Source organism: Dictyobacter aurantiacus (assembly GCF_003967515.1).
GTDB lineage: Bacteria > Chloroflexota > Ktedonobacteria > Ktedonobacterales > Ktedonobacteraceae > Dictyobacter > Dictyobacter aurantiacus.
Genome location: NZ_BIFQ01000001.1, coordinates 3,122,598 through 3,148,938, shown reverse-complemented (window position 1 = coordinate 3,148,938; position 26,341 = coordinate 3,122,598). Strand labels below are relative to the sequence as shown.

Below are 26,341 nucleotides of genomic sequence, written 5' to 3'. Positions count from 1 at the left end.
TATCCTATCATATTTTCTAACCCGGCCATTATACCCTCCTGACCTACAAAAAGATCAGGCATCACTTCTATGGGAGTGATGCCTGATCTTTTTCAATCTGCGAGTTTATTTGAAGGCGATCGAGAAAATGTGTAGCTGGTAAACATTGGGCAATGTTACCGTCTGCACACGCTTACTTGAGTTGATCGAAAAGCTACTAAAGTAGAGGTAGTTTTTCACATTCTGCTGACCAGTAGGTGTATTGCGATAAGGCATAGAGGCCGCAACAGAAACGTTATACCTGGCTACTGTCGAACTATCACACCAATCAGATGCTCCTAATACGATATTTTGCGTTGTGCCATCGGTATAGGTGAGCGTAGCGGTTCCAGATGCCCCACCATTGGTCGCCGAAAGGATAAAACCAATACTGGTCATATTAGAGACAGTCTGCATAGTTACATCGAGAGTCTGTCCTTTAGCGATATAGTTGTCAGGCCAACCGGCAATGGTAGAACCTGGACCTGAATCGCTAAAGCTGAAATTGAAGCCACCATGTTGATAAGTCAGACCGCTTGCAATATTATTAAGCGCCAGAGCGTGCTCATCATAACTGCTACCAACACCATCAAAATTACCCAGTTTGGTAGCGTACTGATTACTAATACCAACATTGTTATAGGTACCCGACCGTCCAGCTACGGCGAAGATATGCATCAAACCACCAGTGGTTGTAGGTAACTGAACGTTGGCGATAGTCTTGTCGCTTTGTACACTAATCTCAGTATAGTACAGGCGGTTTTTAACGCTTTGCGTACCATAAGGGCTATTACGATACGGCATGGTTGCTACAACGCTATTATTATACTGAGGTGTAGGAGCACACCAATCGCTGAAACTCAGACTATATTCCTGTGTCGTGCCATCGGTATAGGTGATAAGCCCTTTACCAGTCGAGCTACCATTAACGGCTGAGCCGATAAATCCCAGAGTTGACATTCCATATATAGGATTGACGCTGATCGCCTGACCATGTGCCACCCAGTTATCAGGAGATCCACCTGCTCCATACATTAGTTTAAAAGTAATACCATTCACAAGCATAGAACTGCTGCCGCCCGGCGCTGTAAACGTAACGCCAGCATTGCTCATGGCTACGCCTGAGTAGCTGTGCCCTGCCCCATCGAAATTGCCAAACACTGGACTGTTATCGGCGGTAACGCCTACATTATCATAAAATCCAGCCACACCAGTAGCGATTGAGTAGACATGGATCTTACCTTGATTGGTTGAGGCAGGAAGTGTGACACTTGTGACGGTCTTGCCCGGCAACAGAGCTACATCGGTATAGAATAAAAAGGCACGTGTATTTTGTTGACCTCCACGCGTATTGCGATAGGTCATACCGTCAAAATAACGATTGCCAAAGGACGGGGCATGTGTGTAAGCGTTCAGGGTCCAATCGCTGAAACCCAGAGTAAACGCCTGACGTGTACCATCGTCATAGCTAATATAACCAGCACCGTAGGAAGGACCACCGGTGGCCGCTCCTACAAAGCCGATTTTGGCGGCATCAGCAACGGGTGTGACCGGAATAGTCTGTCCATCTGCCTGATAGTTATCGGGTGTACCGGGCAAAACATCTGGCCATTGAAAGGCCATTTCATATTTATCACCAGTAATGTTGGGATCGGAGTAAATGGTATATCCCGTTCCCCAGCTGATATCCGCGCTCGAATAGCTGTTACCAGCACCATCAAAGTTGCCCGGGGTGGTGTAGGCATCGTTACTCATGCCAACGTTGTTGTATCCAGGATCTGGCGCAAAGGTATTGGAATAGGCAAAGATGTGAAGGCGATTGCCTGCAGACTTTGGTAGGGTCACGCTAACCGGTGTTTTGCTACCATCATAGTAAATGACGTCGTAAAACAAATAGGTCTTTACATTCTGTTCGCCACCAGCGCCGTCACGTTTGGACATAGCAGAGACAATTTTATTGCGATAGGCAAGAGGCTGTGTTCCTCCACCGAGTGTCCAATCGCTCATGTTCAGATCTACAGTCTGCGTTGAATTATCGCTGAATGTAATAACGGGGTTGCCATAATATGAACCATTCGCGGCTGAGCCAATAAAACCAAGCCGTCCATCAGTACCTGTCTGAGACAGAGGCAACACCTGCCCATTGGCCTGCCAGTTATCAGCAGACGTCGGCGAGTCGACATGATTGATATTTGGCCAGTTGAACTGGAGTCCATCATACACGAATGGCAACCCTGGCTCCAGGTTGGTGGAGAGTAAAGCATCATAAGAATAACTATGGTTGGCGCCATCAAAATTCGCGGCTGAAAGGTTCTTGCTGGTGCTGATGCCAACATTATTGAAAGCGGGCACGGCGGTTGTCGTGGCAAAGTTTCTGGCCGGGAAACTTTTTCGCGTTGGAGGGATCGCATGGATGTACGGCTGGTTCTCTTTTTGCATTGCCGCCACATCACCCACGAGCCCTGTGGTGGAAGCAGCTTTGGTAGGTGTGTGCTGAGTGACAACGCTACTGATTGAAAAAATTGCACCCACTAATACAACCAGTGCCAGAACAGAAGAAAGTAAAATTTTTCCACGTCGATGTGGAGCTTGCGGTCTCAACTCGTCTGGAGTTGTTTTTTGTTCATGACCCGAAATCGTATTCATTGTTCACCTGGTTCTGCGAACCATTAATCTCCATAAGGAGTTATTTCAAATAAAAAAAGAGAAGATTTTTGCAGAAAGAAAAAAAGGCATGATATCTGCAAAATAGTATATATATACCATGCATTCAAAATAATAGAAATTCATATCTTAATGTAAACAGCAAATTAGTATCATATTGAACGCCTGGCATGCCTCAGTTACTATAATTAAAAGAGACATTATATGTCAATAAATAGCACTAAAGTAAAGGACTTTTGGAGTGCTACATAATAGAAACAGGCTATTCGACAGCCGTTGCTGGTATTTGTGCACAAAAAGAATCCCTAAAAGTATGCAACATATAAAGAATTTCCGGCCTTATGATGCATAAGAGCTCTAAACTACACTTTATACTGTATACTTATTGGGCAGGGTTTCGTATTGTATGTAATATGTTCCGACCATAATCATTGCAAGGAGGCGTTTCTATGTCCCTGCAATCTCATTCTTTTACTATTGGCGTCGAGGAAGAGTATCAGATTATCGATCCTCATACCCGTGAGCTAAGCCAGAAGGCTCATGAGATCTTGCCACAGGCCCAGGCCACGTTGAGTGAGGATGAAGTACAGTTTGAGATGATTTTGTCTCAGATTGAGATCGCGACCCCCATCTGCCATTCGCTGGCGGATGTTCAACATGAATTGACGCGCATGCGCAGCGGTGTGATCGCGGCTGCCAATCAGGCGGGACAACTCATCGCGGCCGCTGGCACCCATCCTTTCTCCCAGTGGAATAAGCAACAGGTAACCCCGAAAGAGCGCTACCGTACTTTGATCGAGACGTATCAACAATTGATACGTGAGCAGGTTATCTTTGGCTGCCATGTCCACATCGGCATACCTGATCAGGAGGTGGCAACCCAGGTTCTCAATCATACCCGTTCCTGGCTCACGCCGATTATTGCTCTGACCGCCAATTCCCCGTTCTGGCTGGGAGAGTACACCGGTTATCAAGATTATCGTACCGGTCTGTGGTGGACCGTTCCGCTGGCCGGCCCTCCTCCCTCTTTTGCTTCTTATAATGACTACCGCAGTACAATTGAGCACCTGATCGCGACCGAGAGCATCGACGATGCGACCAAAATCTATTGGGATGTACGCCTCTCGGAACGCTTTCCAACGCTTGAGTTTCGCATCATGGATGTCTGTATGACCATCGACGAGGCCGTGATGGTTACCGGCTTGATCCGCGCCCTGGTTCGCACGGCATATGACCTGGTGATGCGCAAGATGCCTTTTCCAGATGTGACTACCGACCAGCTACGAGCAATGCATTGGCGCGCGGCACGCTATGGTCTGGATGATCGCCTGTTCGATGTGCAGGCCCAGCGTACCGTACCAGCCCGGCAGTGCGTTGAGCAGTTTCTGGCCTTTTTACGGCCGGCGCTCGAAGCAGAAGGCGATTGGCAACGCGTCTCAGCCACTACCTACCGCATATTACAGGAGGGTAATGGGGCTCGTCGCCAGCATGCTTTCTATCAGCGTACTGGTGATTTTCATGCTCTGGTGGATTATATCGTCGACCAGACCTGCAGCTTTTAAACTGATGCCCCTACCAGCATCAGACACCAACCCTTTTGAATGATAAGACTCTCGACCAGACCCTGCGCTGTATTGCTCCGCTGGCAACGTCGGCACGGAGCATTCTTCATTTATTTCCCCCCTCTGTGATTAGCTTCGGCGCCCTCTCCTTACGCAGGCGTGGATCGGCGATCTCGTCGATGCCAAAGTTGATCAGGGATAGACCCGCCCCAAGGACAGCGATGCAGATGCCCGGCGGGATAAACCACCACCAGAGTCCCGAGATGAGTGCGTTGGCCTTCTGCGCCCAGTAGAACATATCCCCCCAGCTGATCCCGTTGGGATCTCCCAATCCCAGGAATTCGAGCGAGGCGGAGGCCAGAATAACGTACAGGGTGGTGCTGACAAAGTTGGCGGCCACGATCGAGATCTCATTGGGAAAAATCTCAAAGAAGATGATGCGCCAGGTGGTCTCGCCGTTGGCGCGCGCCGCCGTCACGAACTCGCGGCTGCGCATCGAGAGGGTCTGCGAGCGTAGGACGCGCGCGCCCCATGACCAGCTGGTAAAGGTGATCACCAGCGCGACGGTCAGAGGCCCACGCGGAAAATATGAGGCCAGCACGATCGCCAGCGGCAGCGCCGGCAGTACCAGGAATACGTTGGTGAGCAGCGACAGAACCTCGTCGATGACCCCGCCAAAGTAGCCGCTTACCAATCCAACGATAATCGACAACACGGTCACGGCAATGCCGGTAGCAAAGCCCCAGAAGATAGAGGACCGAGTCCCAACGACCAGTTGATTAAAGATATCCTGCCCCACAGCGGTCGTGCCCAGCCAGTGGGCCGCCGATGGCGCGGCCTGCGCATCCTCCGACAGGCGATTGGGATCGCTATGGATGAACAGGGGACCAAAGGCGGCAACCAGAATAAAGAAGAAGACGATCACCAGTCCGATGGTGACCTTCTTGTTCCTGGTCAGCTGACGCCATACGGTCTGGAAGGCATGTCCCAGGCGCTCATACCAGGGATGGCGCAAAGCTTCAATGGTGGAGGTATTCGGAGAGCGTTGCGGCTGGCGCTGAAAGCCGTTGCTTACCGATCCGCTGAACTGTGATGAAGATGTTCCCATTTAAGCGCTCCTCTCCAGACGTACACGTGGGTCAAGCGCGACATAGACCAGGTCGGCGATGAAGTTCGCCCCTAGCACCGCCAGCGCGATAATCAGAAAGATGCCCTGCAACAGCGGATAATCCTGCCCCTGCACCGCCTGCAACAGTGAGAAGCCAATTCCGGGATAAGAGAAGACGATCTCGGTCAACAGCTGACCACCAACAATGGAGCCGATTGCCAGGGCGAAGCCGGTCACATTAGGTAGAATGGCGTTGCGCGCGGCATACAGGAACATCACCCGGCGGCGGGTCAGTCCCTTGGCGTGCGCCATCAAGACGTAGTCCTCCGATAGCGTGGTAATCATCGAGTTGCGCATGACCAGCATCCAGCCAGCGATCGAAGAGAGCACAATGGTAAGGGCCGGCAGGATCGCATGGTAGATAGCACTGATAATAAAGTCGGAGCTCCAGCCCACGTCCAGCGTAGTGTCGTATCCATCGGCGAAGGGGAACCAGTTAAGGGTAAAGCCAAAGAAATACAGGATAATCAGTGCTAACCAGAAATAGGGAATAGCCGAGAGAAAGGTCATCGCTGGCGAGAGCACCGTATCGATCATGGAGCCGCGCCTCCAGGCCATGACAATCCCAAACAGACAACCAAGGATAAAGCTGATCATCACCGCGACCGAGCCCAGGATGATGGTCCAGATGATGTTCTGGGCGATGATCGAGGTAACCGGGACCGGGTACTGAACATATGAGATACCAAAGTCTCCATGCAGCATGTTGCTCAGATATTTAAAGTATTGCACCCAGATGGTGTCGCTGGTGTTGATGCCGAAGGCAGCCTCCAGGGCTTTCTGGGCAGCGGGACTGATGGGACCACGGCGCTCCAGACGAGTGAGCATGGCCTGGGCGGGATTGCCGGGGGCCAGCCGGGGGATGAAAAAGTTGAGAGTAACCGATATCCAGATCGCCACCAGGTAGAAGAAGATGCGGCGAAATAAATGGCGCATGTAAGCACTCCTTCGATACGTATCTCTGAATCCTTTGTGAAGGGGAAATGCAGGGGTGACGCTACCAGCTCACATCTGACAAGACAGGTAGCATCTCCTCCCCTGCTCTGCGTGCGCCCTCCCCGCGATCCATCAGCCAGAAGGGCGCCGACGGAACGTGTTAAGCGGCTGGCTTCAGGTTGAGGACAACCATCAGGTTGTCGGGGGCCGAGTAGGCTGCGCCAACGGCGTAGGGATCATCCTTGCTGGGCCAGCCGGTGAAGTTTTTGGTACTGTATTCATACCACGAGGCCGCGTTTACCAGTGGGATGTTCGGGAGCTCGCTGGCGTAGATCTTTTCCAGTCCCATGATGGCCTGCTTCTGTTTGGTCGGATCTACGGTGCTGGCATAGTCCTGCAGCAATTTGTCGGTCGAGCTGTCCTTCCATTTCCCCCAGTTGAAGCCCTTGGGTGAAAGGTTGGCGCTATTCAGATGGGTATCATACAGGTAGTAAGGCGTGGGACCACCAAAGAGACCGCCGATCAGGGCATCAAAGTTGCCATTGTTGCGGGCATCAAAGTAGGCGGTATCCTGAATATCGTCAACGGTGGCATCGATGCCGACATCCTTCAGATTCTGCTTGATCACCGAGGCCATCGTCTCCCAGTCGGTCCAGCCGTTGACGACCTTGATACTGAAGCTCAGCTTCTTGCCGTTTTTGGCATAGATGCCATCAGAGCCCTTGGTGTAGCCAGCGCTCTGCAGATACTGGGCAGCTTTCGCCACGTCAGCCGTGGACTGCACGTTCTGGTAGCTGGGGTCCAGGTACGACTGTGCATTAGGCAATATCAATCCAGTCGTGCTGGCGGGAGACACATAACCGCTTTCAGCCTGCTTGGAGAGCTGCGCGCGATCGATGGCTGCACTGATAGCCTGTCTCACATTGACATCGTTAAATGGAGCCTTGCTCAGATTGACATACAGGGTAAACATATCAGTTGGCGCCATCCAGTAGTGGTTGTGGGTCGAGTCTTTCTGCACATAGGTCTTATCCAGGTCGGGCGCGAAGAAGCTTCCCCAGTCGATCTCACCCTTCATCAACTTGAGCTGCAGGGTCTGATTATCTTTAACGGCTGGATAAAGCAACTCGTCTACCTGGACCTTGTCGGCCTGCCAGTAGCCTGGATTTTTGGTATAAGTAAGCAGTTGAGGAGAAAATTTTGAGAACTTGAAGGGGCCGGTTCCTACGGGATTGCTGTTGTCGAACTTGGTGGGATCGACATTCTGGAAAATATGCTCGGGCACGATGAATGTCTGTCCGCCAATATACCACAGCAGGGGAGGATTGGGGGTCTTGAAATTCATCACCACGGTCTTCGCATCCGGGGCCGAGACGTCACTTAAATCGGTCCAGATACCTTTAGAGTCAGCCGCCGGATACTTCTTGAGCATGTTAAAGGTGAAAGCGACATCTGAGGCGCTGAACGGCTTGCCGTCCGACCACTTGACGTTATCGCGCGTGGTGAAGGTCAATTGCTTCTGATCGGCGCTCCATTTATAATCGGTGGCCAGTAGATTCGTGACTTTGCCATCGTTGCGGTTGAAGAAGAGGAGAGTCTCATAGACCATGCCCTGGATGCCTTCATTGACGAGGGTAGGATTGTAAGGGCTCAGAGCTTTGGTGAAGTCGCCACCTACGTGGGCGCCAATCGTTAAAATATGTTTCTTGCCAGTTGAGCTGGTGCTGCCGCTGCTATTTCCACACGCAGCTAGCGCCAGAGCCAGGATAACCAGGAGCGAAAAGAAGGCCATCCCTGCCTTGCTTTTCTTCCCATTGATCGATGAGATGAGAGTTGGAGCCACGCTAAAACCTCCTGAAGGTTATAAAAAACAGCGCGTCAAAGATGATAAAACCATATGTCTATAGCTATCTAGACTACTAGACTATAGGTGTGGCATATCCAGCCACTCCAACAACCAAAAAGGGCAACATCGGTCAGGGTACATGAGCGCCCCTGCACGGGCGTCCGCTACACGGCCGCAGTGTTATTTTTAAGTTGGTGCATAGGGTGCGCGGATGCGCACCCTATGCACCAACTTAAAAATAACTCCTGGGTACCGCAGACGTGACAAATAGATGTATGCCAGGTGAAATATCAGTGGTTAATCCATGAAAATAGATTACAATGGATTAGCAGCATTGTCAAGACATCTAGACCACTAGACCAAAATTCATAGAGAAAAGGGATCTGAGTATTTATCATGAGTTACCCCGAACTTTCTGAACAAAAGTTCGGGGTCCTCGTCGCAAGATCGGCCCCGAGCCACGCTGGCCGATCCTGCGCTTGCGGACGGTACGCTTGCCATAACCGTGAGAGACCTCGGCGCAGCCGATAGAGCGGTTGCCGGGTCTGACGCGCCCGCTTGCCGGTTTGATGATCCCAGCGATCGAGCGCCCACAGACGTACCAGCGTCCCTTCACACATCAGCAGCTGGAGCAAAAAGGCATAGACCAGCGTTACCATTCCCAGGAATTTCAGCTGCCTCTCCCATCCACGTACCCGCATATGCTCGATCCCCAATTCACTTTTCTCAAAGCGGAAGCTCCACTCGATTTGCCAGCGGCGGCAGTAGATGTTCACGATTCGCATGGCGGCTTCAGCTTCCTCAACTGGCTCATTGGTGAGCAAATACCAGGGACTGCTCCATTCTTTGGCACTGGCCACCACCAGATAGAGCGGCATGCCTTCCACCTCCGCATGCCGCACGAGGCGCCATTTGATAGTCAAGGTGATCTCCCGACCAAACGCGGCCCACCAGAGCGTTCCTTGCACGCTCTGGCGTTTGCCCCGGGCAATTTCCCACGCTTTGCGCTTGGTACCTTGCTCATCCACCAACTCATAGCGACCCGTCCAACGCTCAACAAACCGTTGCCCGAGTCGATGCATGACCTGTAACCACGGGCCACCAGCCCATCCGCGATCAAAGACATGAATCACCCTCCGGCCCCACTGCTGAGCCAGGTGACGCACCACGCGTTCTTCCTCAATCCGGCCCGTGCTCGCATGGCTTCCGCGGCTGCTCCAGTAGTGCATCTTGATGACACTTGGCAGGCTCTGCAGTCCGATGAGCACGGCCCCGTGCCAATGGATCCCTGGAACCAGAATGGGAGCCCCCTTGGTTGGGCTGATGCAGTGGGCTTTGGGGCGCGGGCGGCTCAGTCGCCGTCCTTTGGACGAACGAACCGGGCACAACCCTTCGACCTTGACACTTTCGGGTTTCTCCAACTCACTGCCATCATGGAGAACCAGCGCCAGGCACCCCTGGTGTTCCAACGTCTCTAACTGCTTGGTCGCTTGCTGCCACAGAAACTGGTCAATGAGCCAGGCTCCCCACTTGGTGCTGCTCAAGAGTCGCTGGATCCGCTTGCTGGCAGCCGGGGCATGTTGGGGCGACAGCAGCATAGCCCCCAATTCTGTTTGCAACAGACCCGCTTCCCGATGCCGCAGTTGGATGATGCTGACAATCACATCGGCAAAGGTGCGAACCAGGCGGCGATCGAGATAAGCATCTAAGAGGACGTAGAGCGGAGCGAGCCATGCATCCAAGCGATGGACGAATTGGCCCGCCACTTCCTGGTCAAGGCGCGTCATGAGTTGTTCCTGTTCCGGAACTGTGCGATACTGTGTGTGCATACAAAGAACCCTCCTGAGTGGTTTGTTCTACATATGTTTTATCTCAGAAGGGTTCTTTGGTGCCTTTTTCCCCCTTTTTTCCTACCTCTGAACTCCCGTTCTTAAAGTTCGGGGTAACTCATGACTATGAGATTGCTTTTATGCTTCTTTGATGGTATCGAGGGAGAGACGCTGGCGCCAGGCGTCGGTGGCATAGCAGACCTGCCCTCGGCAGATGGTGGCCTGCAGTTGTAGAGAGCGATCGTAGATGACCAGGTCGGCATCGTAGCCCGCCCTGAGCAGGGCCTTGCGGTCCTTGACCTGGGCGGAACGAGCCGGATTCAGCGAGAGCATGCCAGATGCGTCGGAAAGGGAGATAGGCGTCATGTCCAGCATGTTGCGCAGAGCCTGGTCCATGGTGAGAACGCTTCCGGTCAGCGTTCCGTCCTCCAGGCGCGCGGCTCCGCAGATAACGCGCGCCTGCTGACCCGCGAACTCAAAGGTGGCATCGGTCATACCAGCGCCGGCCAGGGCATCAGTTACGACCACTGTGCGCTGCGAACCCAGCATGCGGACTAACATATCCATCATGGCCGGATGCACGTGTACGCCGTCACCAATCAACTCACCCAGCACCTGCTCGGCCTGCACGATCGCGGCCAGGGGACCCGGATCGCGGTGCTCCAACTGGCGCATGGCATTGAAACAATGTGTGGCATGGGTAATGCCCAATTGAATCGCTTCGCGTGCCTGCTCATAATCACTATCTGTATGACCAATGCTGACGGTTACGCCCTCCTCGACCAGCCGCCGAATCATATCATGGGCGCCGGGCAGTTCGGGGGCGATCGTTAGCAGCCGCAAATATCCACGCGTCAATTTCAGGATGCGCTCGGTCTCTTTTTCATCTGGTATGCGCAGCCAGATGGGAGGATGGGCGCCACGCTTCTTGACACTGATGTAAGGACCCTCAAGAAAAATACCTATCGGCTCCGCGCTGGGCTCGGATGAGTTCTGGTGGGCCTGCTCAATCGCGGCCACGGCCGTCTGCAACTGCGCCTCCGGCAGGGCGTTTGGCGTCCCCACCACCGTTACCAGAAAAGAGGTTACGCCGGTGGTCGGAATCCAGCGACGGTATGAGCGCACCTCTTCAACATCAGTCGTGTGCAGATTAAATCCACCACCACCATGGGTATGTACCTCGATGAATCCCGGCAAAATAATGCTATCGGAAGCGTCGATACGCAGTCCCTCCGCGCCATCATCCTGGCCAACAGCCTGAATCTGTGTACCGTCAACAACAACACTTCCTCGCTCAACATCCATTGTTGCGTCTACAAGATGAGCACCCTGTAATGTAAACCGCATTGAGTTTCCCCTCTTTTCACAGACTTTCTCTTCACGCGCATACCATCTTTAGCATGCAAATATAGTAACTAAGGGTGGTCTATACAATATGCCAATTATACCACCTCTCATTCCTTTTCTACACCGGTCGAAAATAAAAAATCAGGCTTCACTTTTCGGTCTGATTTTTATCAGTTTCGTCTTAAAGCTTGACGTTTGCGAGAATATCTGTGATTATCTAAGGTAGAGATGTGGTATAGACGATATACCAATTATACCAGCTTGCCCAGGCTCATGGGAGCATCGAAGGTCGCCTATTCCACGGTCCCGGCGATAAATTAGCTATTTGCTGCCACTGAAAGGCTATCTTGTGCGTATCTGTTACGGTAGGAAAATACATTGGAGCAGAAGCAACAAAGGATTGGAAATAGTACATGAGCACAGTTTTTCGTAAAGGTCCGCTTCCCCGCTACTATCAGTTGAAAGAGATTATGCGCGAAAAGATTCGCCTCGGCGAGTGGAAGCCTGGCGATTTGATTCCTTCTGAACGTGAACTGGGTGAGCAATATGGCATCAGCCGCATGACCGCCCGTCAGGCGATTACCGAACTGGTCAACGAGGGTCTGTTCTACCGCGAACAGGGTAAGGGGACCTTCGTGAGTCGCCATAAGATCACACAGCAACTGCTGCATCTGACCGGCTTTACGGAGGATATCCGCGCCCGTGGTCAGCGGCCTGGCACCAAAGTGTTGACCGCGAAGATGAGTCCGGCGGATGAGACGACGGCCGAACGCCTGCGCATAAAAACCGGGCAGCCCATCTTTTATCTGCAGCGCCTGCGCCTGGCTGACGATGAGCCACTGGCGGTCGAGGTCTCTCACTTAAGCTTCATGGGCTGCGAGAAATTGCTGGAAGAGGACCTGGAACAGAACTCCCTGTACCGACTGTTGGAGACGCGCTATGGACTTCCATTAGTGGAGGCGGAGCAGGAGATTGAGGCCGGTCTGTTCGATGAGGCGTCGGCCCAGTTGCTGAAGGTGCCGGTCAATAGCGCCGCCCTCTTTACACGCCGTACGACCTACACCGAACGAGATACCCCCATCGAGTATGCCCGCGCTATGTACTGTGGCAATAAATACACGTACTATACCAACCTTAAACGTGAGCAGTTGATGCCCTAGTGCATTTCCACTTGACCTTGTCGAGTTTGAGAAATATACTCTGTCCGTCAGAGGCGGCAGGCATGAGCATTCTTTCTCGACCCGGTTGAGGGTACTGAAACTAGAGAGGTGAGCATATGTCTGATGTACCTCATACAGAGGGAACCCCAGCCATCAGCACCCTGGCTACGGAAACAAGCAATCCAGCCACCGCTGACATCGATCGCATGAGTCCATTGGAGGTTGTACAGGCCCTTAACGCGGAGGACGCGAAGGTGGCGCGGGCCGTTGAACTGGTGCTGCCAGAAGTCGCGCGGGCCATCGAGGCGATCGCGGACCGCATGAGCCAGGGAGGACGCCTGATCTATATCGGCGCGGGCACCTCTGGTCGCCTGGGCATCCTGGATGCCTCGGAATGTCCCCCCACCTTTGGCACCTCGCCAGAACAGATCGTCGGCCTGATCGCGGGTGGTCCCATCGCCACCGCCAGCGCGGTTGAAGATGCCGAGGATAATCCCGCCGCCGGTCGAGCGGAACTGGAACACCTGCGGCTGACGGAACTGGATACTGTGGTTGGTATCGCGGCCAGCGGTCGCACTCCCTACGTACTGGGTGCCATCGAGTACGCGAAGAACCAGGGTGCCCTGACCATCGGCCTGGCCTGCAACCAGCATTCCCCCCTTGAACGACGAGTGGAGATCGCCATCGTACCGCTGGTGGGTCCCGAGGCCATCACGGGCTCGACGCGCTTGAAGTCCGGCACCGCCCAGAAGATGGTGCTGAACATGCTCAGCACGGGGACGATGGTGCTGCTGGGCAAGACCTATGGCAATCTGATGGTAGACGTGGTGGCCACAAATTATAAGTTGGAACAGCGGGCCAGCAGTATCGTGCAACAGGCAACGGGACTGGATCGCGCTCAGGCCGTTGCCCTGTTGCGCTCAACACAGGGAGAGACAAAGACGGCGATCGTAGTCGGTCGCCTGCACGTCTCACCCGACGTTGCCAGGGCGCAGCTGGCGGCACACAACCACAATTTGCGAAACACGCTCGAGGCAATGCAGTCATGATGACGAACGATAATCCTTCTCCGCAGGCGACATCGCCTGCGTCTTATTATCTGGGGATAGATGGTGGCGGCAGCAAAACGCTGGCCGTGCTGGTGAATGAGCGGGGTGAGGAGGTCGGGCGTGGCCTGGCCGGTAGCGCGAATTATACCGGCGTAGGGCTGGCGACCGCCGTCTCCAATATTTATACGGCGACGCAACAGGCGCTCAGTGCCCTCGATCCGCAAACCACTATCTCAAAAGCATGGCTGGGAGTTGCCGGGGTCGATAGACCAGCCGATCATGCCGCACTGATGCCCCGGCTACAAGATCTGGCCCGGACAGTCTATCTCACCAATGACGCGGAACTGGGATTAAGCGTACTGCCGGACGCGGTTGGCGTGGTAGTGATCGCCGGAACTGGCTCGATCGCGCTGGGCCGCAACGCCCACAGCCTGACCAGCCGCGCTGGAGGCTGGGGTCATCTGCTGGGCGACGAGGGCAGCGGCTATGCCCTGGGCATCCAGGCCCTGCAGGCCGCCGTACGCGCCTCCGACGGGCGCGCGCCCCAAACCATTCTTCTGGAACGTATCTTACAGACCTGGGAGCTCACAAATGCGGAGGAACTGATCGGCGCCGTCTATTTCAGCGAGGATAAGTCGAAGATCGCCCGCCTCTCGACCTGTGTCCTGCAGGCCGAACGGGACGGAGACGCGATCGCGGCCGCGCTGGTACAAAACGCCATTGCCGAACTGGTACTGGTAGTGAAAACGGTCGCCGCCAAACTCGATTTTACCCCCCGGCAAGCCCTACCCCTGGCGCTGGGCGGCGGCTTATTGCTGAACGAAGCCAGTTTCCAGAACCGCTTCCTAAAACAACTAGCCAGCGTACAACCCCTGGACCCGGTAGTGCAGATCGAGCAGCCAGCCCTCAGCGCGGCCCGCACAATTATCCACCTGACCGGCTTCCAGCACTGGACTCGCGTATAGACAGGGAAGAAAGAAGCACACAATGCAACAGTATCTTACCGAAGGTTTAACCCTGGAAGAACAGATCGGCCAGCTATTTGTCGCTGGACTGCCCGGCCTGACAGTAACACCCGAGATCAAAGAGCTGATCCAGCGCTACCATGTAGGTGGCATCGTCTTATTCAAACGCAACCTGCAGGATATCCAGCAAATTCAAGAGCTGACACAATCTCTACAGCAGATCGCTCGCGAGGCCGGCCATCGCTATCCCCTCTTGATCAGCATCGATCAGGAGAACGGCATGGTGCGCCGCTTTGGCGATAGCACCACCATTTTTCCTGGCAACATGACCCTGGGGGCCATCGATGCGCCAGATTTGACGCGTGAGATCGCCCAGGCCACGGGCCGTGAGATGAAGGCGCTGGGCATCAATATGAACCTGGCCCCGGTCGCCGATGTCAATAACAATCCAGCCAACCCGGTCATCGGCACACGCTCATTCGGAGAAGATCCACAGCGCGTGGCCCGCCACGTGGCGGCGATGGTCGAGGGCTACCGGGATACTGGGGTAATTACCAGCCTGAAACACTTCCCCGGCCATGGTGATACCGCCATTGATTCTCACCTGGCCCTGCCCAGTCTTCCCTACACCCTCGAACGTTTGGAGAACCTGGAGCTCATCCCGTTCCAGGCAGGGATCAAAGCGGGAGCCGATAGCATCATGATCGGCCATCTCTATCTACCCGCCCTGATGCCGGCCAATGGGATGCTGCCCGCCACGGTGTCGCCAGCAATTGTACGCGAACTGTTGCGCCACAAACTTGGCTATCAGGGCCTGATCATTACCGATTGCATGGAGATGAATGCCGTCGCTGAAACGATCGGCGTTGAACGCGGCGCCGTCATGGCCCTGCAGGCTGGCAACGATCTGATCCTGATCTCCCATCAATACACGCGCCAGAAAGGCGGCATCGAAGCTACTATGCAGGCTCTGGAGACGGGTGAGATAACGCCGCAGGCCATTCAGGAGTCCTGTGAACGTGTTTTACGCCTGAAAGCTCGTATGCTATCCTGGGATACGCTACCCACGAAGGATCAGTTAACCATCATTGGTCAGCCGGACCATCTGGCACTGCGTGACCGCGCCTACGCGCTCTCTACCACCATAGTACGCGATACACCACAGCTCCTGCCCCTGGCCCTGGCTCCCGAGCAACACCTGCTGGTGACGATCCTGCAGCCTTCCAGCTATACCTTCGCGGCCGACAAAACGCAGGCCACCGAGTCGTTTGTCAGCGAACTGCGCCAGCGACACGCCAATATCGAGAGCGTGGTGGTGACGGCGGAAAATGCCACGGAAAGCATGCGGGGGATTGACCAACGGGTGAGTGATTTTGCTATGATTATAGTAGTAACAGTAAATGCAAATCTGGATCACTACCAGGGTGAGTTTGTCCGACACGTGCTGCAATACGGAAAACCAACCATCGGGCTGGCTGTATACAATCCATACGATTTGTTGGCGATGCCACAGCTGGGGACGTATCTGGTGACGTATGAATGCACACCGCCCGCCTTACGCGCGGCAGCCAGCGTGCTCTTCGGCGAGGTCGCCGCGCAGGGAAAACTCCCTGTTAGCATCCCAGGCATATACTCTCTGTCTTCGTAATCTGCTGCTTGGATCACTGTTAGATAGGATACGCGAAATGCAAGTCACAACTGAACATATTCAGCCTTACGACGCGAACCGCGATGCTGCGGATGTCTACGCGCTCTGGCAAGCTTCCCTCTCTTCGGAATGGCCCCTGACGCAGGAGCGCCTGCAAAAAGTGCTCAATGGCAACGAACCGCAGCATTTTGTGGCCCGCATCAACGGTAAGATCGTTGGCTTTGTTGCCACGTTGAAACGCTCTTATGGAACAGAAAAAGTAGGCCAGTTGCTGGCACTGCTGATTCATCCTGATATGCAGCGACAGGGTATTGGCACCGCGCTGCATGAGGCCGCTATGGAGCATTTCCGCTCGCAGGACCTGCAATCGGCACGACTGGGTAGCGTCAGCCCACGCTTCTGGTGCGGGGCGCCCGATAACCTTCCCGGTGCCGTGGTCTTCTTTAAGAGTCGCGGTTGGGACCTCTCCAGCACAGTCTACGACCTGTCCCAGGACCTCTCCAACTACCAGACTCCCGAGCGCGTCATCCAGCGGCTGCAGAAAGAAAAGATCACTATTGCCAGCGCGCAGAGCCAGAACGTGACGGATGTGCTGGCCTTCGAGGCCAAAAATTTCGCCAACTGGCTCCCTCAATATGAGCTGTGCGCCGACCTGGGTGACTATCGTGACTTGCTAGTGGCGCGGGATGAAGATGGCCGCATTCTGGGTACGCTGATTATGTACTCGACGGCCCAGTCACATCCCGAACGCACCGATCTGATCTGGCAGAATCTGATGGGAGAAAACGGGGGCGCGATGAGCGCCGTGGGCGTCGCGGAAAGCGAGCGCGGACGCGGCATCGGCATCGCACTGGTAGCGGGGGCATCCGAAATACTGAAAGAGCGCGGCGTCACCAACTGCTTTATCGACTGGGTCGAGCTGACCGACTTCTACGCCAAACTCGGCTACGGCAAATGGCGCTCCTATCACCCCAGCGTACGCAACCTCTAAACTCGGCACCACATAATCAAAAAATCATATATAACACAGGCATTGGGGGTGCGGTTGCCCCCCCGATGCCTGTGTTATATATGATTCATGTGCAGTATGATTCATGTGCAGTCACAAAGCTCCCATCAATCCATCTTCCGAACGGCCTGCTCCAGGCCGTTTAAAAGCGCCTGCAGGGCAGCCGTAAACTCAGGAGCGAACTGCACGTCGAATGGCTGCAACGCCGGTTGGCTATCCAGAACCTGCCGCACAATTGGAGCAGGATCGGAGATCTGCCAGACACCTAACGCCAGGGCATAAGCCTGCAGCAAGACATGCGCGCCTTCTCCGGCAGGCAAAAAGGGCAATATACCCTCCAGCAAACTACCTGTCTGTTGAAAATGCTGGAGCAGCATCTGCTTAAAGTGGAGGGCAGTCTCAAGGGGTATGTGCTGCTCCAGAATAGTGTGAACGATCGACAACAGGCGTGTCAGGCCCGGATGGGCTACCAGTACATCACAGATCAGCCGCGCCACGCCTGCGCTAGTTACCGTGGATCGCGCCTCCTCCAGGCGTATATTGAGCTGGGCAAAAAAGATATCCAGTTGCTGCTCCACCAGGGTTAAAAACAGTGTCTCCTTGGTCTTAAAGTAGAGGAAAAGAGTTCCTTTAGCCAGACCGGTGGCGGCCGCGATCTCACTCATCGTCAACGCCTCATACCCGTGCTCTAAAAACAACTGCCAGGCTTGCTCCAGTATCGCCTGGCGCCGCTCCTCTTTCTGTACATCATGGACAGCGCGCCGCCGTCCCTCTAACGATCCCATCTCTCTTCTCCCTCAACCTTGTTATTCCATACATAATAAATGACCATCAGTCACTTAATCATAGATGACTGCTGGTCATTCGTCAAGGAGGTATCAGGGGGCCAGACGCTCGGCCAGGTATTTCAGGCTGATCGGATAGCGGTACTCGATGGCGGAATGTGTGCCATCAAACAACTCGAAGAAAACCTCGTTTACGCCAAGCCGCTTCAGAACGTTGTAGAAGGCCCTGGCTCCCAGATCCAGATAGTACTGGTCGCGATTGCCAGCATCGATATAGATCGCCTTCATGTTGCGCAGGGATTCCGCGTGTTTGGGCGCCATACGCACGGGGTCCCAGGCCAGCCAGCGCTCCCATACCTCGGGGATCAGTTCACCGGTTTGCAGATCATAGGGCAACCGCACGGTGCCATCGGGATCGGCCGAGTAGCAGGCGGCCATACACCAGTCGTTCATAGGCGCTTCGTCACCGGACTGGGTAAATGGCACGCGGCTGCGGAAGCTCTGCCAGAACTTTTCATAGGAACCATCATAGCGGCTCTGCAGGGTACGGATGGAGTGACGGAAATCTGGAAGATAGCACATCTCGAACAACGCGTCTCCGGCATGGGTGGCCAGACCGCCCCACAGATCGGGGCGCAACATGGGTGTGATCATCGCGCCATAGCCACCGCTCGATTTACCGGCGATGCCGCGATGCTCGCGCGCCGGTAGCGTACGATAGTGCGCATCCACCCAGGGCACAATCTCATCGCACAGGTATGTATGGTATCTCCCAGTCGCCGGCGAGTCCACAAACTGGCTTCCCCCATACGAGGTCCAGCAGTCTACCCACACGATAATACAGGGTGGCGCCTCTTTGCTCGCGAAAAGCTCATCGGCCAGTTCAGGAAAGTTCTTGCGAAACGCGGAACGGTTGCGCCACATATCCAGTTGCCCTGTCAACCCCTGGATCATGTACACCGAGGGGTAGCGCCGTTCTGGCTCCTCGTCATAGCCGGGTGGCAGGTAAATCCATAATGGGCGCTGATAAGGATCATGCAGTGGATTGTCCTTGAGGACCTCGCTCTCAAATACGACTTCATCAAAGCGCCCGCTCAACGGTGCGGACCATGGCAACATAACGCACTCCTCTCATAATACGGCTCTCACATGCCAGTAATTTCTCATTATTGCCCTTGTGGCTCTAATCCCATTAAGCATAGCACCTGCGCCTTCACATCGACAAAAAAGCTGCACCATTATCGTGAGGAAGAATGCGCATACCAGCTCCGAATCATGTCCGCGATACGCTAGCCTCCGATGCTTAAGAGGAGTATGATTGTTGGTGGCAAACTCTTTAATTGAAAGGGGTAGGTGAAGATGAAAGAACTATGCTACGATACAATCGATTCGCCAATCGGAACCATTGTGCTGGTGGTGGATGGAGATCAGTTGTGCTCACTTGATTACACCGATTATGAGTCGCGTATGATGACCCTGTTGCGCAAACGCTACGGAGAGTTCCAGCTGACACGCGCGTCAGATCCCTGTGGCGTTAGCAGCCAGCTTCGCGCGTATTTCGCGGGCGATTATCGCTGCCTGGACGCTATTCCGGTTAATACCGGGGGGACGACCTTTCAACAGCAGGTCTGGTCCGCCCTGCGTGCCATTCCCGCCGGTACCACTACTACCTATGGTCAACTGGCTACCCGGTTAGGCAAGCCGACAGCCTCGCGCGCCGTCGGGGCCGCCAACGCCCTCAATCCAATCGCCATCGTCTTGCCCTGTCACCGCGTCATCGGAGCCAACGCCTCGCTCACAGGCTACGCCGGTGGCCTGCAGCGCAAACACTGGCTCCTCCAACACGAACAGGGAATCATTTTATGAATGAGTGCTGCAGGGTCGCGAATGCGACCCTGCAGCACTCATTCATAAAACGGTGCATAAAAAGTCATGCCCCTCAGAAATTGAGGGGCATGACTCTGATAGAGCGGATATATAACGCTATGCTAGCGATGTGTGGGCTCGCCTGTCTGTGGATCAAGGAACAGTGTGTGGTTTCCTTCTCCCTCAGGATGAGAGAAATCGAACATGTTCGTCATGCTACCGGCGATGGCGTCGAAGGACTGATCACCGATACGGCCCAGCTGCCAGTTGTCCTCGATGAACTTCAGGACCGAGCTCTGGTCCGTCATGGTATTGTCAACATAATTCTGTTTGGCATATGGTGAGATGACCATCAGAGGCAGGCGTGGGCCATATCCACAGCGGCCGGAGTAAGCGCCAGCCTTGGCTGTGCCACACTGTCCAGGGCCAGTCAGAGCATCGTTGGGATCATTCGACTGGTTGATGATCGGAGACATGACGTGATCATACCAGCCATCCGAGTCATCATAAGAAATGACGACCGCGGTATTCTTCCAGGTAGGCAGCTTCTGCAGGCGGTTGATGGTATCAACCACGAAGTGCTGCTCATCCAGGGGATCAGAGTAGCCGGCATGGCCGTCCTGGTAAGCGCTGGCCTTCAGGAAGCTTACCGCTGGCATGTTACCAGCGTTGGCGGCTGACCAGAAGTTGGTCAGGTCGTACTGGTGGTTGGCCTGGTCGGTCTTACCAATCATCGCCGTCGAGGTCGGAGCCAGGTGGTGAGGATTGGCGGTCGACTGGTAATACTGGAACGGCTCATGGTGCGGAATATAATCCTTTGAGGTTTTGCCAGCAATATTGGCATGAGAGGTGGCACAGGCGGCCTGTCCATTCGTAGTGGACGATGGCGCGAAGCCACCCTCGAACCAGCCCCAGGTCACGTTTTTGGCATTGAGCAGATCACCAACGTTTTTACCAGACATAGCAACGGTCGTGCCCTTAGCGGAACAATCGTCATAGGCTGGATCAATATCGTTGAGCAGGGTGCCATTCGAGGCCACTGGATAACCAGGATAGCCAAAGTTCGCGGGCGTCGTACCATGGGTCTGACCGGAAACCAGGTTCAGCGCGCCAGGGGTCGAAGGACCAAAGGTAGTGCCAAAGGAATTATCGTTCATCGCAAAGTTCTGAGCGTAATTCCACAGGCCGGTGACGGTATTGCCATCATAATAATCCATCACAATAGATTTGTCTGCACAGCTGCCACCGCTGGCGGACTCCACAAACTTATCCATCAGGCCATGATCAAACGCCTTCTGCTCATCTGTATACGCATGATCCTGGTCGCAGGTCACGGCCTGTGAGCGATCCAGGCGCTGTGGATTGGCGGCATTAGGATTGTTCGTCAGCAGACCAGCCGTTAAACCATTTACCGATGGCGTGTTTTTAGCGGCATAAAAAGCAGGCTCTCCTGCAGGGTTCGTGGCATTAGGGTAAGTACCAAAGTAATGATCAAATGATACATTCTCTTGAAAAATTACCACCACGTGCTGAATTGGTGTAGTGGTTTGTGTCTGGGCCTGGGGATTCACGTCCGCCGATTTAGCGGATACGTTCGCTACAACAGCGCCGCTTACCAGCACGGATCCCAGAGCCACGGCAGAAACTGCCGTACGCCAAAATTTAAACACTATTAATATCCCCTCTTTTAAATAACATTAAGGTTGCATCTATTCTATAAGGAGCCCTATCATTCATAGTATAACATTTGATTATTAACTAACGGTAAATTAGCTTTAAGTGCTTTTAAAATTTATGTTCCAATTCCCCTGACAGAGTATCAGACTCTTGTTACCCTGTGGGCACACGAATACCCCGCACGCGCGGCCGCTGCGCAGCCGCGCTGGTTTTATATGTTGGTGCATGCGGGGCGCAGATGCGCCCCGCATGCACCAACATACAAAAAGGTGGCGAGCTCACCGAAATCCAAAGCTCATGAGGAAAGAAGGCGTACACGACGCAAGTCAGACACGTTCCTTTCCGATCTACTTTTGATGAATAAGTAAAATATAAATAGAATAAATTAATAGCATGTTATTCATATGTGGGAGGGTGATATAATGGAAAAGCATGAAGTGCTCTCCGAGCATCTGTCTGACTTATCTGGCAATTTGATATCTCGGCGCGTGGTGCTGGCCGGGATTGGCGGTACCTTTCTTGCAGGGAGTGTACTCCCATTGTTCTCAGCCAAAGCGCTGGCCGCGGCTAATCCACGCGGTGCCAACGCGGGCGTCACTACATGGTCGGCCAATCGTCTTGACATCTTTGGCATCGGCACCGACGATGCCATGTACCACAAATCGTGGGCCAGCGCGCACTGGTCCCCCTCAATCCCCGGCTGGGAAGGGCTGGGTGGCGCCTTTATCAATCCTCCTAGCGCGGTCTCATGGGGTACAAATCGGCTTGACATCTTTGGTATCGGCACCGATGATGCCATGTACCATAAAGCCTGGACCGGCTCGCGCTGGGCACCCTCACCCACGGACTGGGAGAACCTCGGTGGCCTCTTTAATAGCCCTCCTTGCGCTGTTTCGTGGGGATCCAATCGCCTCGATATCTTCGGGCTGGGCACCGATAACGCCATGTACCATAAAGCCTGGACCGGCTCACGCTGGGCGCCTTCACCCACAGGCTGGGAAGGTCTTGGCGGTGTCTTTAATAGTAATCCCAGCGCGGTCGCCTGGGGCCCCAACCGCCTCGACATCTTCGGATTGGGCACTGACAATGCCATGTACCATAAAGCCTGGACCGGTTCCGCATGGTATCCTTCCGGTGGTGGCTGGGAAAATCTTGGCGGCGTCTTTAACAGCAATCCTTGCGCGGTCGCCTGGAGCCCTAATCGTCTCGACATCTTCGGATTGGGCACTGACAATGCCATGTACCATAAAGCCTGGACCGGTTCCGCATGGTATCCTTCGATCAGTGGATGGGAACGGCTAGGCGGCGTCTTTAATAGTGATCCCTGCGTGGTGGCCTGGGGACCTAATCGTCTCGACATCTTTGGCCTGGGCACCGATAACGCTATGTATCATAAAGCCTGGACCGGCTCCGCATGGTATCCTTCGATCAGTGGGTGGGAAGGCCTCGGAGGCGTCTTTAACAGTCCACCCAGGGCAGTAGCCTGGGGGCCCAATCGCCTCGATATCTTTGGACTAGGTACCGATAACGCCATGTACCATAAAGCCTGGACCGGCTCTGCATGGTATCCTTCGATCAGTGGGTGGGAGAGCCTCGGCGGTGTCTTTAACCTCTTTTAGAAAATATAGAAAACACCCATGTTAAAGAGTGATGCGGAAGGCGCGCAATCGCGCCTTCCGCATCACTCTTTAACATGATCTCAGACGGTGGCTGTCGGGGCGGCTACATAAGGAACCATCACCGGACCCTCGGGTAGGATGGCGATTGAGGGATCGGGTCCATAGTGCTGGATTAGCTGATTGAGGGTCGCCTGAAGATCAGGTGCTGGTAACAGTTGCGCGGCCCGTACCACGTCATCGGATAGGCTCGAGTGCAGATAGACATCGGCCTGGATCTGGACCAGGGCCTGCTTCTGGGCCTGCCACTGGTCGTGCATCTGGAAGTCCGACTGGTTGATCATCTCCAGCAGGGCCGCCGGATCTTCGCGCATCTGCAGCAATGCCTTGAAGTTGCCATGCTCGGGCAGGCCATCGCGACACTCGGCGACCGCGATGATGGCCCCTCCCTGGCGCACAATCTGCGCCGCCGCCGTCATACCTTTGACGCTCTGATAAAGGTTCTGGTCGAGCGGATAGCCGTTGTTACTGGTGATTACAATGTCAAATGGCCTGGACACAGCCTGCGTGGCGGTTCGCGCCACCTCGGCGCAGCCTACATAATGGGCGCGAATATAATCTCCGGAAAAAACTCCTGTGATATGCCTCTCCTGATCAAGCGTCACATTGACCAGAAATTCCGGTGGACATAACCTGACCGCGTCCTGAATGCCCTGGTGAATCGGATTTCCTTCGAGGAGAGCCCAGGTTGAATGCTGGTCTCCTATCAGGGGCGCGCTATGCAGAGCCTGGATAGTCTGAATGCCGGCCAGGCCAGGAATAATGCCCTTGGGACCACCAGAGAAGCCGGCAAAGAAGTGGGGCTCGATAAAACCGGTGACGATGCGGAAGTCAACATCCAGGTAACGCCGATTAACCCACACCGGCACACCGGAGACGCTATCTCCCAATAAGACAAGTTCCTCGGGCGCGAAAGCATTGTGGTTGACGATCTCAACGCTATCGACGATCTCCTGCCCAAGCATCTGAATCAGTTCCTCGCGAGTATTGGCCCGATGCGATCCGTTGCCATTGAGAATGACTATCTGTGAGCGTGGAATAAAAGAGAGCGCCTCTAACAGCCAGGGGACGATGCGCTCATTGGGCGTCGGACGCGTGATATCCGAAATGACAATGGCGACACGGTCATTCGAGCTCAAGCGGTCCACCAGGGGCACACTGGCAATGGGATTCTGCAAGGATTTGAAGAACGTCTCCCTCTCATTCTTCAAAGGCGGAATAGGGTGTGAGTGTAAAACAGTCGCCTGCTCGGGCACGCTAATTGTACGGGTAACACTTCCATATGGAATCTGGACATGCATGAGCATTCCTCTTTTCAGCTATGCAAAGCACATGGACATACTTAACCGGCGAATTTATATTTAGCCAGACCTTTGATACCGACCTTGACGCGGAAGAGGTCACCCGACAAAGGATAGTCTGACCGCTGCTCCTCCACTGGCAGAGCCGAGGTAATATATAGCTCATCCATATACTGGCCACCAAAGACCGGCGCGGTTGGACGCGGCACGGGCATTTCAATTACCTGGTCCACCTGTCCCTGGGGATCATAACGGACCACCTTAAAACCGTTCCAGTAGGCGCTCCAGATGTATCCCTCAGTATCCACGCACAATCCATCCGGATCACCTTCTTCGGCAGGCGTCTCGACAAAGATGCGGCGATTAGAGATGCTGCCGGTCTCGGCGTCAAAATCATAAGCGACGATGGTGTAGGTCGGGGAATCCGTAAAATACATAATCCGATTATCCGGGCTCCAGCCAATACCGTTGGAGACACCGATATCATGAATCATTTCATGGACAGAACCATCGGGGTCCAGACGATAGAGCGTGCCGCGAGCCTGTGAGAGAAGGCCATCAGCCATGGTGCCCGCCCAGAAGCGTCCCCGGCAATCGACGGCCCCATCATTGAAGCGCAGATCGGGATTGTCTCCAAAGGGGCGAGCAATGTAGGTAAGCTTCTTTTCCTCCTCATCCCAGAAGGCGAAACCTTTTTTAGTAGCCATGACCAGGCCGCCCGACTCGCGTAGCGCCAGCACACCAATGGGCACGCCCACAGGAATCACCTCGTGCCTGTCTGATAACGGGTCCAGGCGATGATAGCACTCACCCTCGATGTCTACCCAGTAGAGAAGTTGCTCGTCCACGCTCCAGACTGGTCCCTCCCCCAGCTTATCCCGACACGGTAAGATATGCTCGACACTATTCATCATGTGATTTCCTTTCAACGCCAGCACTGGCACGGCCTATCGGCACAAGTAGCTTCACGATGATAACCGATTCGTCTACTTTACTGGCATGCCTCTCGATACTGGCGCGCCAGCGCGGCCAGACCCGGCCAGTCTTTATTATTGACGATATCTTTGCTGACCAACTGGCTGCCCACCGCGACGCTATAAGCTCCAGCCTTTAAGAAGGCGCCGCAGGTCTGCAGATTGACACCGCCCGTTGGAACCAGTTGTAGATCAGGCAGAGGCGCCAGGATATCTTTGAAGTAGGTCGGACCCAGTTGACTGGCGGGGAAGACTTTTACCAGGGTGGCACCAGCCTTCCAGGCGGTCCAGATCTCGGTTGGGGTATACGCGCCACACACTACTGGGATGCCATGTTCCTTCCCCCTCGCTATCACGTCCAGAGCCAGAATCGGCGTCACCAGGAACTGAGCACCGGCATCAATAGAACCCTGAGCCATGTCGCCATCCAGAACTGTACCCGCGCCTACAATCAGGCGGTCACCAAATTCATGCCGTACTTGCGTGATGATTTCATTCGCTTTCGCATTGGTCAATGTAAATTCAATGGTGTCAACGCCCCCCTCAAGCAAGGCGCCGCTGATCTCAAGTGCGTTATCCAGATTATCCAGGCGCACAATAGCGATTGGCATGCGAGGTTTAAGCGTTGTAACGCTTCGTTGTGACATAGCACGATCCTTTATGTAGTTGTCTTTTGCAGTTAACTCATTATATCATGTACCAATATACATCCCGAGCAACATATTTTGTGTCAGAATGTGCCTGGCTTCCGTCACCCTGGAGGTCCTCTCGCGCCCCCGCACGCGCGGATGCGCAGCATCTGCGCGTGTGCGGGCAAACACGAGCTTTTGCATCTGCGTAGTCCAGGGTAAATATGTATTG

Annotated in this window: 20 protein-coding genes; 8 read left to right on the top strand and 12 right to left on the bottom strand. The window is 54.3% G+C overall.

The window, feature by feature from the left end; translation table 11 throughout:
- Positions 1 to 105: 105 nt before the first annotated feature.
- Entirely contained in the window at positions 106 to 2,457 is a 2,352-nt protein-coding gene (locus KTT_RS12720; RefSeq protein WP_126596330.1) for a hypothetical protein, read from the bottom strand.
- A 674-nt stretch (positions 2,458 to 3,131) separates the two neighbouring features.
- Here KTT_RS12720 and KTT_RS12715 point away from each other — a divergent pair.
- Positions 3,132 to 4,244, top strand: coding sequence for a carboxylate-amine ligase (locus KTT_RS12715; RefSeq protein WP_126596329.1), 1,113 nt, complete (start codon positions 3,132 to 3,134; stop codon positions 4,242 to 4,244).
- Between the two features lie 106 nt (positions 4,245 to 4,350).
- Here KTT_RS12715 and KTT_RS12710 read toward each other — a convergent pair whose 3' ends face one another.
- The 5 genes from KTT_RS12710 to nagA all read right to left on the bottom strand — a co-directional run bounded on the left by KTT_RS12710 (position 4,351) and on the right by nagA (position 11,370).
- Positions 4,351 to 5,352 carry an ABC transporter permease gene (locus KTT_RS12710; protein ID WP_126596328.1) on the bottom strand — a complete coding sequence of 334 codons (1,002 nt, stop codon included), beginning with the start codon at positions 5,350 to 5,352 and terminating at the stop codon, positions 4,351 to 4,353.
- Positions 5,353 to 6,348: an ABC transporter permease gene (locus KTT_RS12705; protein ID WP_126596327.1), complete on the bottom strand. Its 996-nt coding sequence runs from the start codon at positions 6,346 to 6,348 to the stop codon at positions 5,353 to 5,355.
- 160 nt (positions 6,349 to 6,508) lie between these two features.
- On the bottom strand, positions 6,509 to 8,191 hold the full coding sequence (locus KTT_RS12700; protein ID WP_126596326.1) for an ABC transporter substrate-binding protein: 1,683 nt from the start codon (positions 8,189 to 8,191) through the stop codon (positions 6,509 to 6,511).
- A 404-nt stretch (positions 8,192 to 8,595) separates the two neighbouring features.
- On the bottom strand, positions 8,596 to 10,023 hold the full coding sequence (locus KTT_RS12695) for a transposase (RefSeq protein WP_126594302.1): 1,428 nt from the start codon (positions 10,021 to 10,023) through the stop codon (positions 8,596 to 8,598).
- Between the two features lie 138 nt (positions 10,024 to 10,161).
- Positions 10,162 to 11,370: an N-acetylglucosamine-6-phosphate deacetylase gene (nagA, locus tag KTT_RS12690; protein ID WP_126596325.1), complete on the bottom strand. Its 1,209-nt coding sequence runs from the start codon at positions 11,368 to 11,370 to the stop codon at positions 10,162 to 10,164.
- A gap of 413 nt (positions 11,371 to 11,783) precedes the next feature.
- Between nagA and KTT_RS12685 the strand changes: the two genes are divergently transcribed.
- The 5 genes from KTT_RS12685 to KTT_RS12665 all read left to right on the top strand — a co-directional run bounded on the left by KTT_RS12685 (position 11,784) and on the right by KTT_RS12665 (position 17,183).
- The gene (locus KTT_RS12685; protein ID WP_126596324.1) at positions 11,784 to 12,530 is read left to right on the top strand and encodes a GntR family transcriptional regulator; all 747 of its coding nucleotides are present in this window, start codon (positions 11,784 to 11,786) and stop codon (positions 12,528 to 12,530) included.
- Positions 12,531 to 12,646: 116 nt separating this feature from the next.
- Positions 12,647 to 13,579 carry an N-acetylmuramic acid 6-phosphate etherase gene (gene murQ / locus KTT_RS12680; protein ID WP_126596323.1) on the top strand — a complete coding sequence of 311 codons (933 nt, stop codon included), beginning with the start codon at positions 12,647 to 12,649 and terminating at the stop codon, positions 13,577 to 13,579.
- Complete coding sequence (locus tag KTT_RS12675; RefSeq protein ID WP_126596322.1) at positions 13,576 to 14,544, top strand: N-acetylglucosamine kinase; 969 nt, start codon at positions 13,576 to 13,578, stop codon at positions 14,542 to 14,544. The genes murQ and KTT_RS12675 overlap by 4 nt, the downstream gene beginning before the upstream one ends.
- Positions 14,545 to 14,566: 22 nt before the next feature.
- A complete protein-coding gene (locus tag KTT_RS12670) occupies positions 14,567 to 16,192 on the top strand; it encodes a glycoside hydrolase family 3 protein (RefSeq protein ID WP_126596321.1) in 1,626 nt (541 codons plus the stop codon).
- A gap of 37 nt (positions 16,193 to 16,229) precedes the next feature.
- A complete protein-coding gene (locus KTT_RS12665; RefSeq protein ID WP_160145831.1) occupies positions 16,230 to 17,183 on the top strand; it encodes a GNAT family N-acetyltransferase in 954 nt (317 codons plus the stop codon).
- A gap of 125 nt (positions 17,184 to 17,308) precedes the next feature.
- Here the strand turns inward: KTT_RS12665 and KTT_RS12660 are convergent, their stop codons facing one another.
- Together KTT_RS12660 and KTT_RS12655 are read right to left on the bottom strand one after the other, a co-directional pair.
- Positions 17,309 to 17,986, bottom strand: a complete 678-nt coding sequence (locus tag KTT_RS12660) for a TetR/AcrR family transcriptional regulator (protein ID WP_126596319.1) — start codon at positions 17,984 to 17,986, stop codon at positions 17,309 to 17,311.
- 93 nt (positions 17,987 to 18,079) lie between these two features.
- Positions 18,080 to 19,105: an alpha/beta hydrolase gene (locus KTT_RS12655; RefSeq protein ID WP_126596318.1), complete on the bottom strand. Its 1,026-nt coding sequence runs from the start codon at positions 19,103 to 19,105 to the stop codon at positions 18,080 to 18,082.
- Between the two features lie 240 nt (positions 19,106 to 19,345).
- On the opposite strand from KTT_RS12655, the gene KTT_RS12650 reads away from it, so the two are divergent.
- On the top strand, positions 19,346 to 19,852 hold the full coding sequence (locus tag KTT_RS12650) for a methylated-DNA--[protein]-cysteine S-methyltransferase (protein WP_126596317.1): 507 nt from the start codon (positions 19,346 to 19,348) through the stop codon (positions 19,850 to 19,852).
- Between the two features lie 122 nt (positions 19,853 to 19,974).
- Here KTT_RS12650 and KTT_RS12645 read toward each other — a convergent pair whose 3' ends face one another.
- Complete coding sequence (locus KTT_RS12645) at positions 19,975 to 21,522, bottom strand: phospholipase C (protein WP_235845688.1); 1,548 nt, start codon at positions 21,520 to 21,522, stop codon at positions 19,975 to 19,977.
- Between the two features lie 429 nt (positions 21,523 to 21,951).
- Between KTT_RS12645 and KTT_RS12640 the strand changes: the two genes are divergently transcribed.
- Positions 21,952 to 23,148 carry a PLL family lectin gene (locus KTT_RS12640; RefSeq protein ID WP_160145830.1) on the top strand — a complete coding sequence of 399 codons (1,197 nt, stop codon included), beginning with the start codon at positions 21,952 to 21,954 and terminating at the stop codon, positions 23,146 to 23,148.
- An 80-nt stretch (positions 23,149 to 23,228) separates the two neighbouring features.
- Here KTT_RS12640 and larA read toward each other — a convergent pair whose 3' ends face one another.
- The 3 genes from larA to KTT_RS12625 all read right to left on the bottom strand — a co-directional run bounded on the left by larA (position 23,229) and on the right by KTT_RS12625 (position 26,127).
- Positions 23,229 to 24,506, bottom strand: a complete 1,278-nt coding sequence (larA, locus tag KTT_RS12635) for a nickel-dependent lactate racemase (RefSeq protein WP_126596314.1) — start codon at positions 24,504 to 24,506, stop codon at positions 23,229 to 23,231.
- Between the two features lie 41 nt (positions 24,507 to 24,547).
- The gene (locus KTT_RS12630; RefSeq protein WP_126596313.1) at positions 24,548 to 25,420 is read right to left on the bottom strand and encodes an SMP-30/gluconolactonase/LRE family protein; all 873 of its coding nucleotides are present in this window, start codon (positions 25,418 to 25,420) and stop codon (positions 24,548 to 24,550) included.
- Between the two features lie 77 nt (positions 25,421 to 25,497).
- Positions 25,498 to 26,127 (bottom strand): bifunctional 4-hydroxy-2-oxoglutarate aldolase/2-dehydro-3-deoxy-phosphogluconate aldolase, encoded by a 630-nt coding sequence (locus tag KTT_RS12625; RefSeq protein ID WP_126596312.1) that lies wholly within the window; start codon positions 26,125 to 26,127, stop codon positions 25,498 to 25,500.
- Positions 26,128 to 26,341 lie beyond the last annotated feature (214 nt).

Bases quoted from the DNA above. Each gene is read 5' to 3' on its own strand.
- KTT_RS12720 (WP_126596330.1), bottom strand. From the start codon at position 2,457: ATGCAAAAAGAGAACCAGCCGTACATCCATGCGATCCCTCCAACGCGA.
- KTT_RS12715 (WP_126596329.1), top strand. From the start codon at position 3,132: ATGTCCCTGCAATCTCATTCTTTTACTATTGGCGTCGAGGAAGAGTAT.
- KTT_RS12710 (WP_126596328.1), bottom strand. From the start codon at position 5,352: ATGGGAACATCTTCATCACAGTTCAGCGGATCGGTAAGCAACGGCTTT.
- KTT_RS12705 (WP_126596327.1), bottom strand. From the start codon at position 6,348: ATGCGCCATTTATTTCGCCGCATCTTCTTCTACCTGGTGGCGATCTGG.
- KTT_RS12695 (WP_126594302.1), bottom strand. From the start codon at position 10,023: ATGCACACACAGTATCGCACAGTTCCGGAACAGGAACAACTCATGACG.
- nagA (WP_126596325.1), bottom strand. From the start codon at position 11,370: ATGCGGTTTACATTACAGGGTGCTCATCTTGTAGACGCAACAATGGAT.
- KTT_RS12685 (WP_126596324.1), top strand. From the start codon at position 11,784: ATGAGCACAGTTTTTCGTAAAGGTCCGCTTCCCCGCTACTATCAGTTG.
- murQ (WP_126596323.1), top strand. From the start codon at position 12,647: ATGTCTGATGTACCTCATACAGAGGGAACCCCAGCCATCAGCACCCTG.
- KTT_RS12675 (WP_126596322.1), top strand. From the start codon at position 13,576: ATGATGACGAACGATAATCCTTCTCCGCAGGCGACATCGCCTGCGTCT.
- KTT_RS12670 (WP_126596321.1), top strand. From the start codon at position 14,567: ATGCAACAGTATCTTACCGAAGGTTTAACCCTGGAAGAACAGATCGGC.
- KTT_RS12665 (WP_160145831.1), top strand. From the start codon at position 16,230: ATGCAAGTCACAACTGAACATATTCAGCCTTACGACGCGAACCGCGAT.
- KTT_RS12660 (WP_126596319.1), bottom strand. From the start codon at position 17,986: ATGGGATCGTTAGAGGGACGGCGGCGCGCTGTCCATGATGTACAGAAA.
- KTT_RS12655 (WP_126596318.1), bottom strand. From the start codon at position 19,105: ATGTTGCCATGGTCCGCACCGTTGAGCGGGCGCTTTGATGAAGTCGTA.
- KTT_RS12650 (WP_126596317.1), top strand. From the start codon at position 19,346: ATGAAAGAACTATGCTACGATACAATCGATTCGCCAATCGGAACCATT.
- KTT_RS12640 (WP_160145830.1), top strand. From the start codon at position 21,952: ATGGAAAAGCATGAAGTGCTCTCCGAGCATCTGTCTGACTTATCTGGC.
- larA (WP_126596314.1), bottom strand. From the start codon at position 24,506: ATGCATGTCCAGATTCCATATGGAAGTGTTACCCGTACAATTAGCGTG.
- KTT_RS12630 (WP_126596313.1), bottom strand. From the start codon at position 25,420: ATGATGAATAGTGTCGAGCATATCTTACCGTGTCGGGATAAGCTGGGG.
- KTT_RS12625 (WP_126596312.1), bottom strand. From the start codon at position 26,127: ATGTCACAACGAAGCGTTACAACGCTTAAACCTCGCATGCCAATCGCT.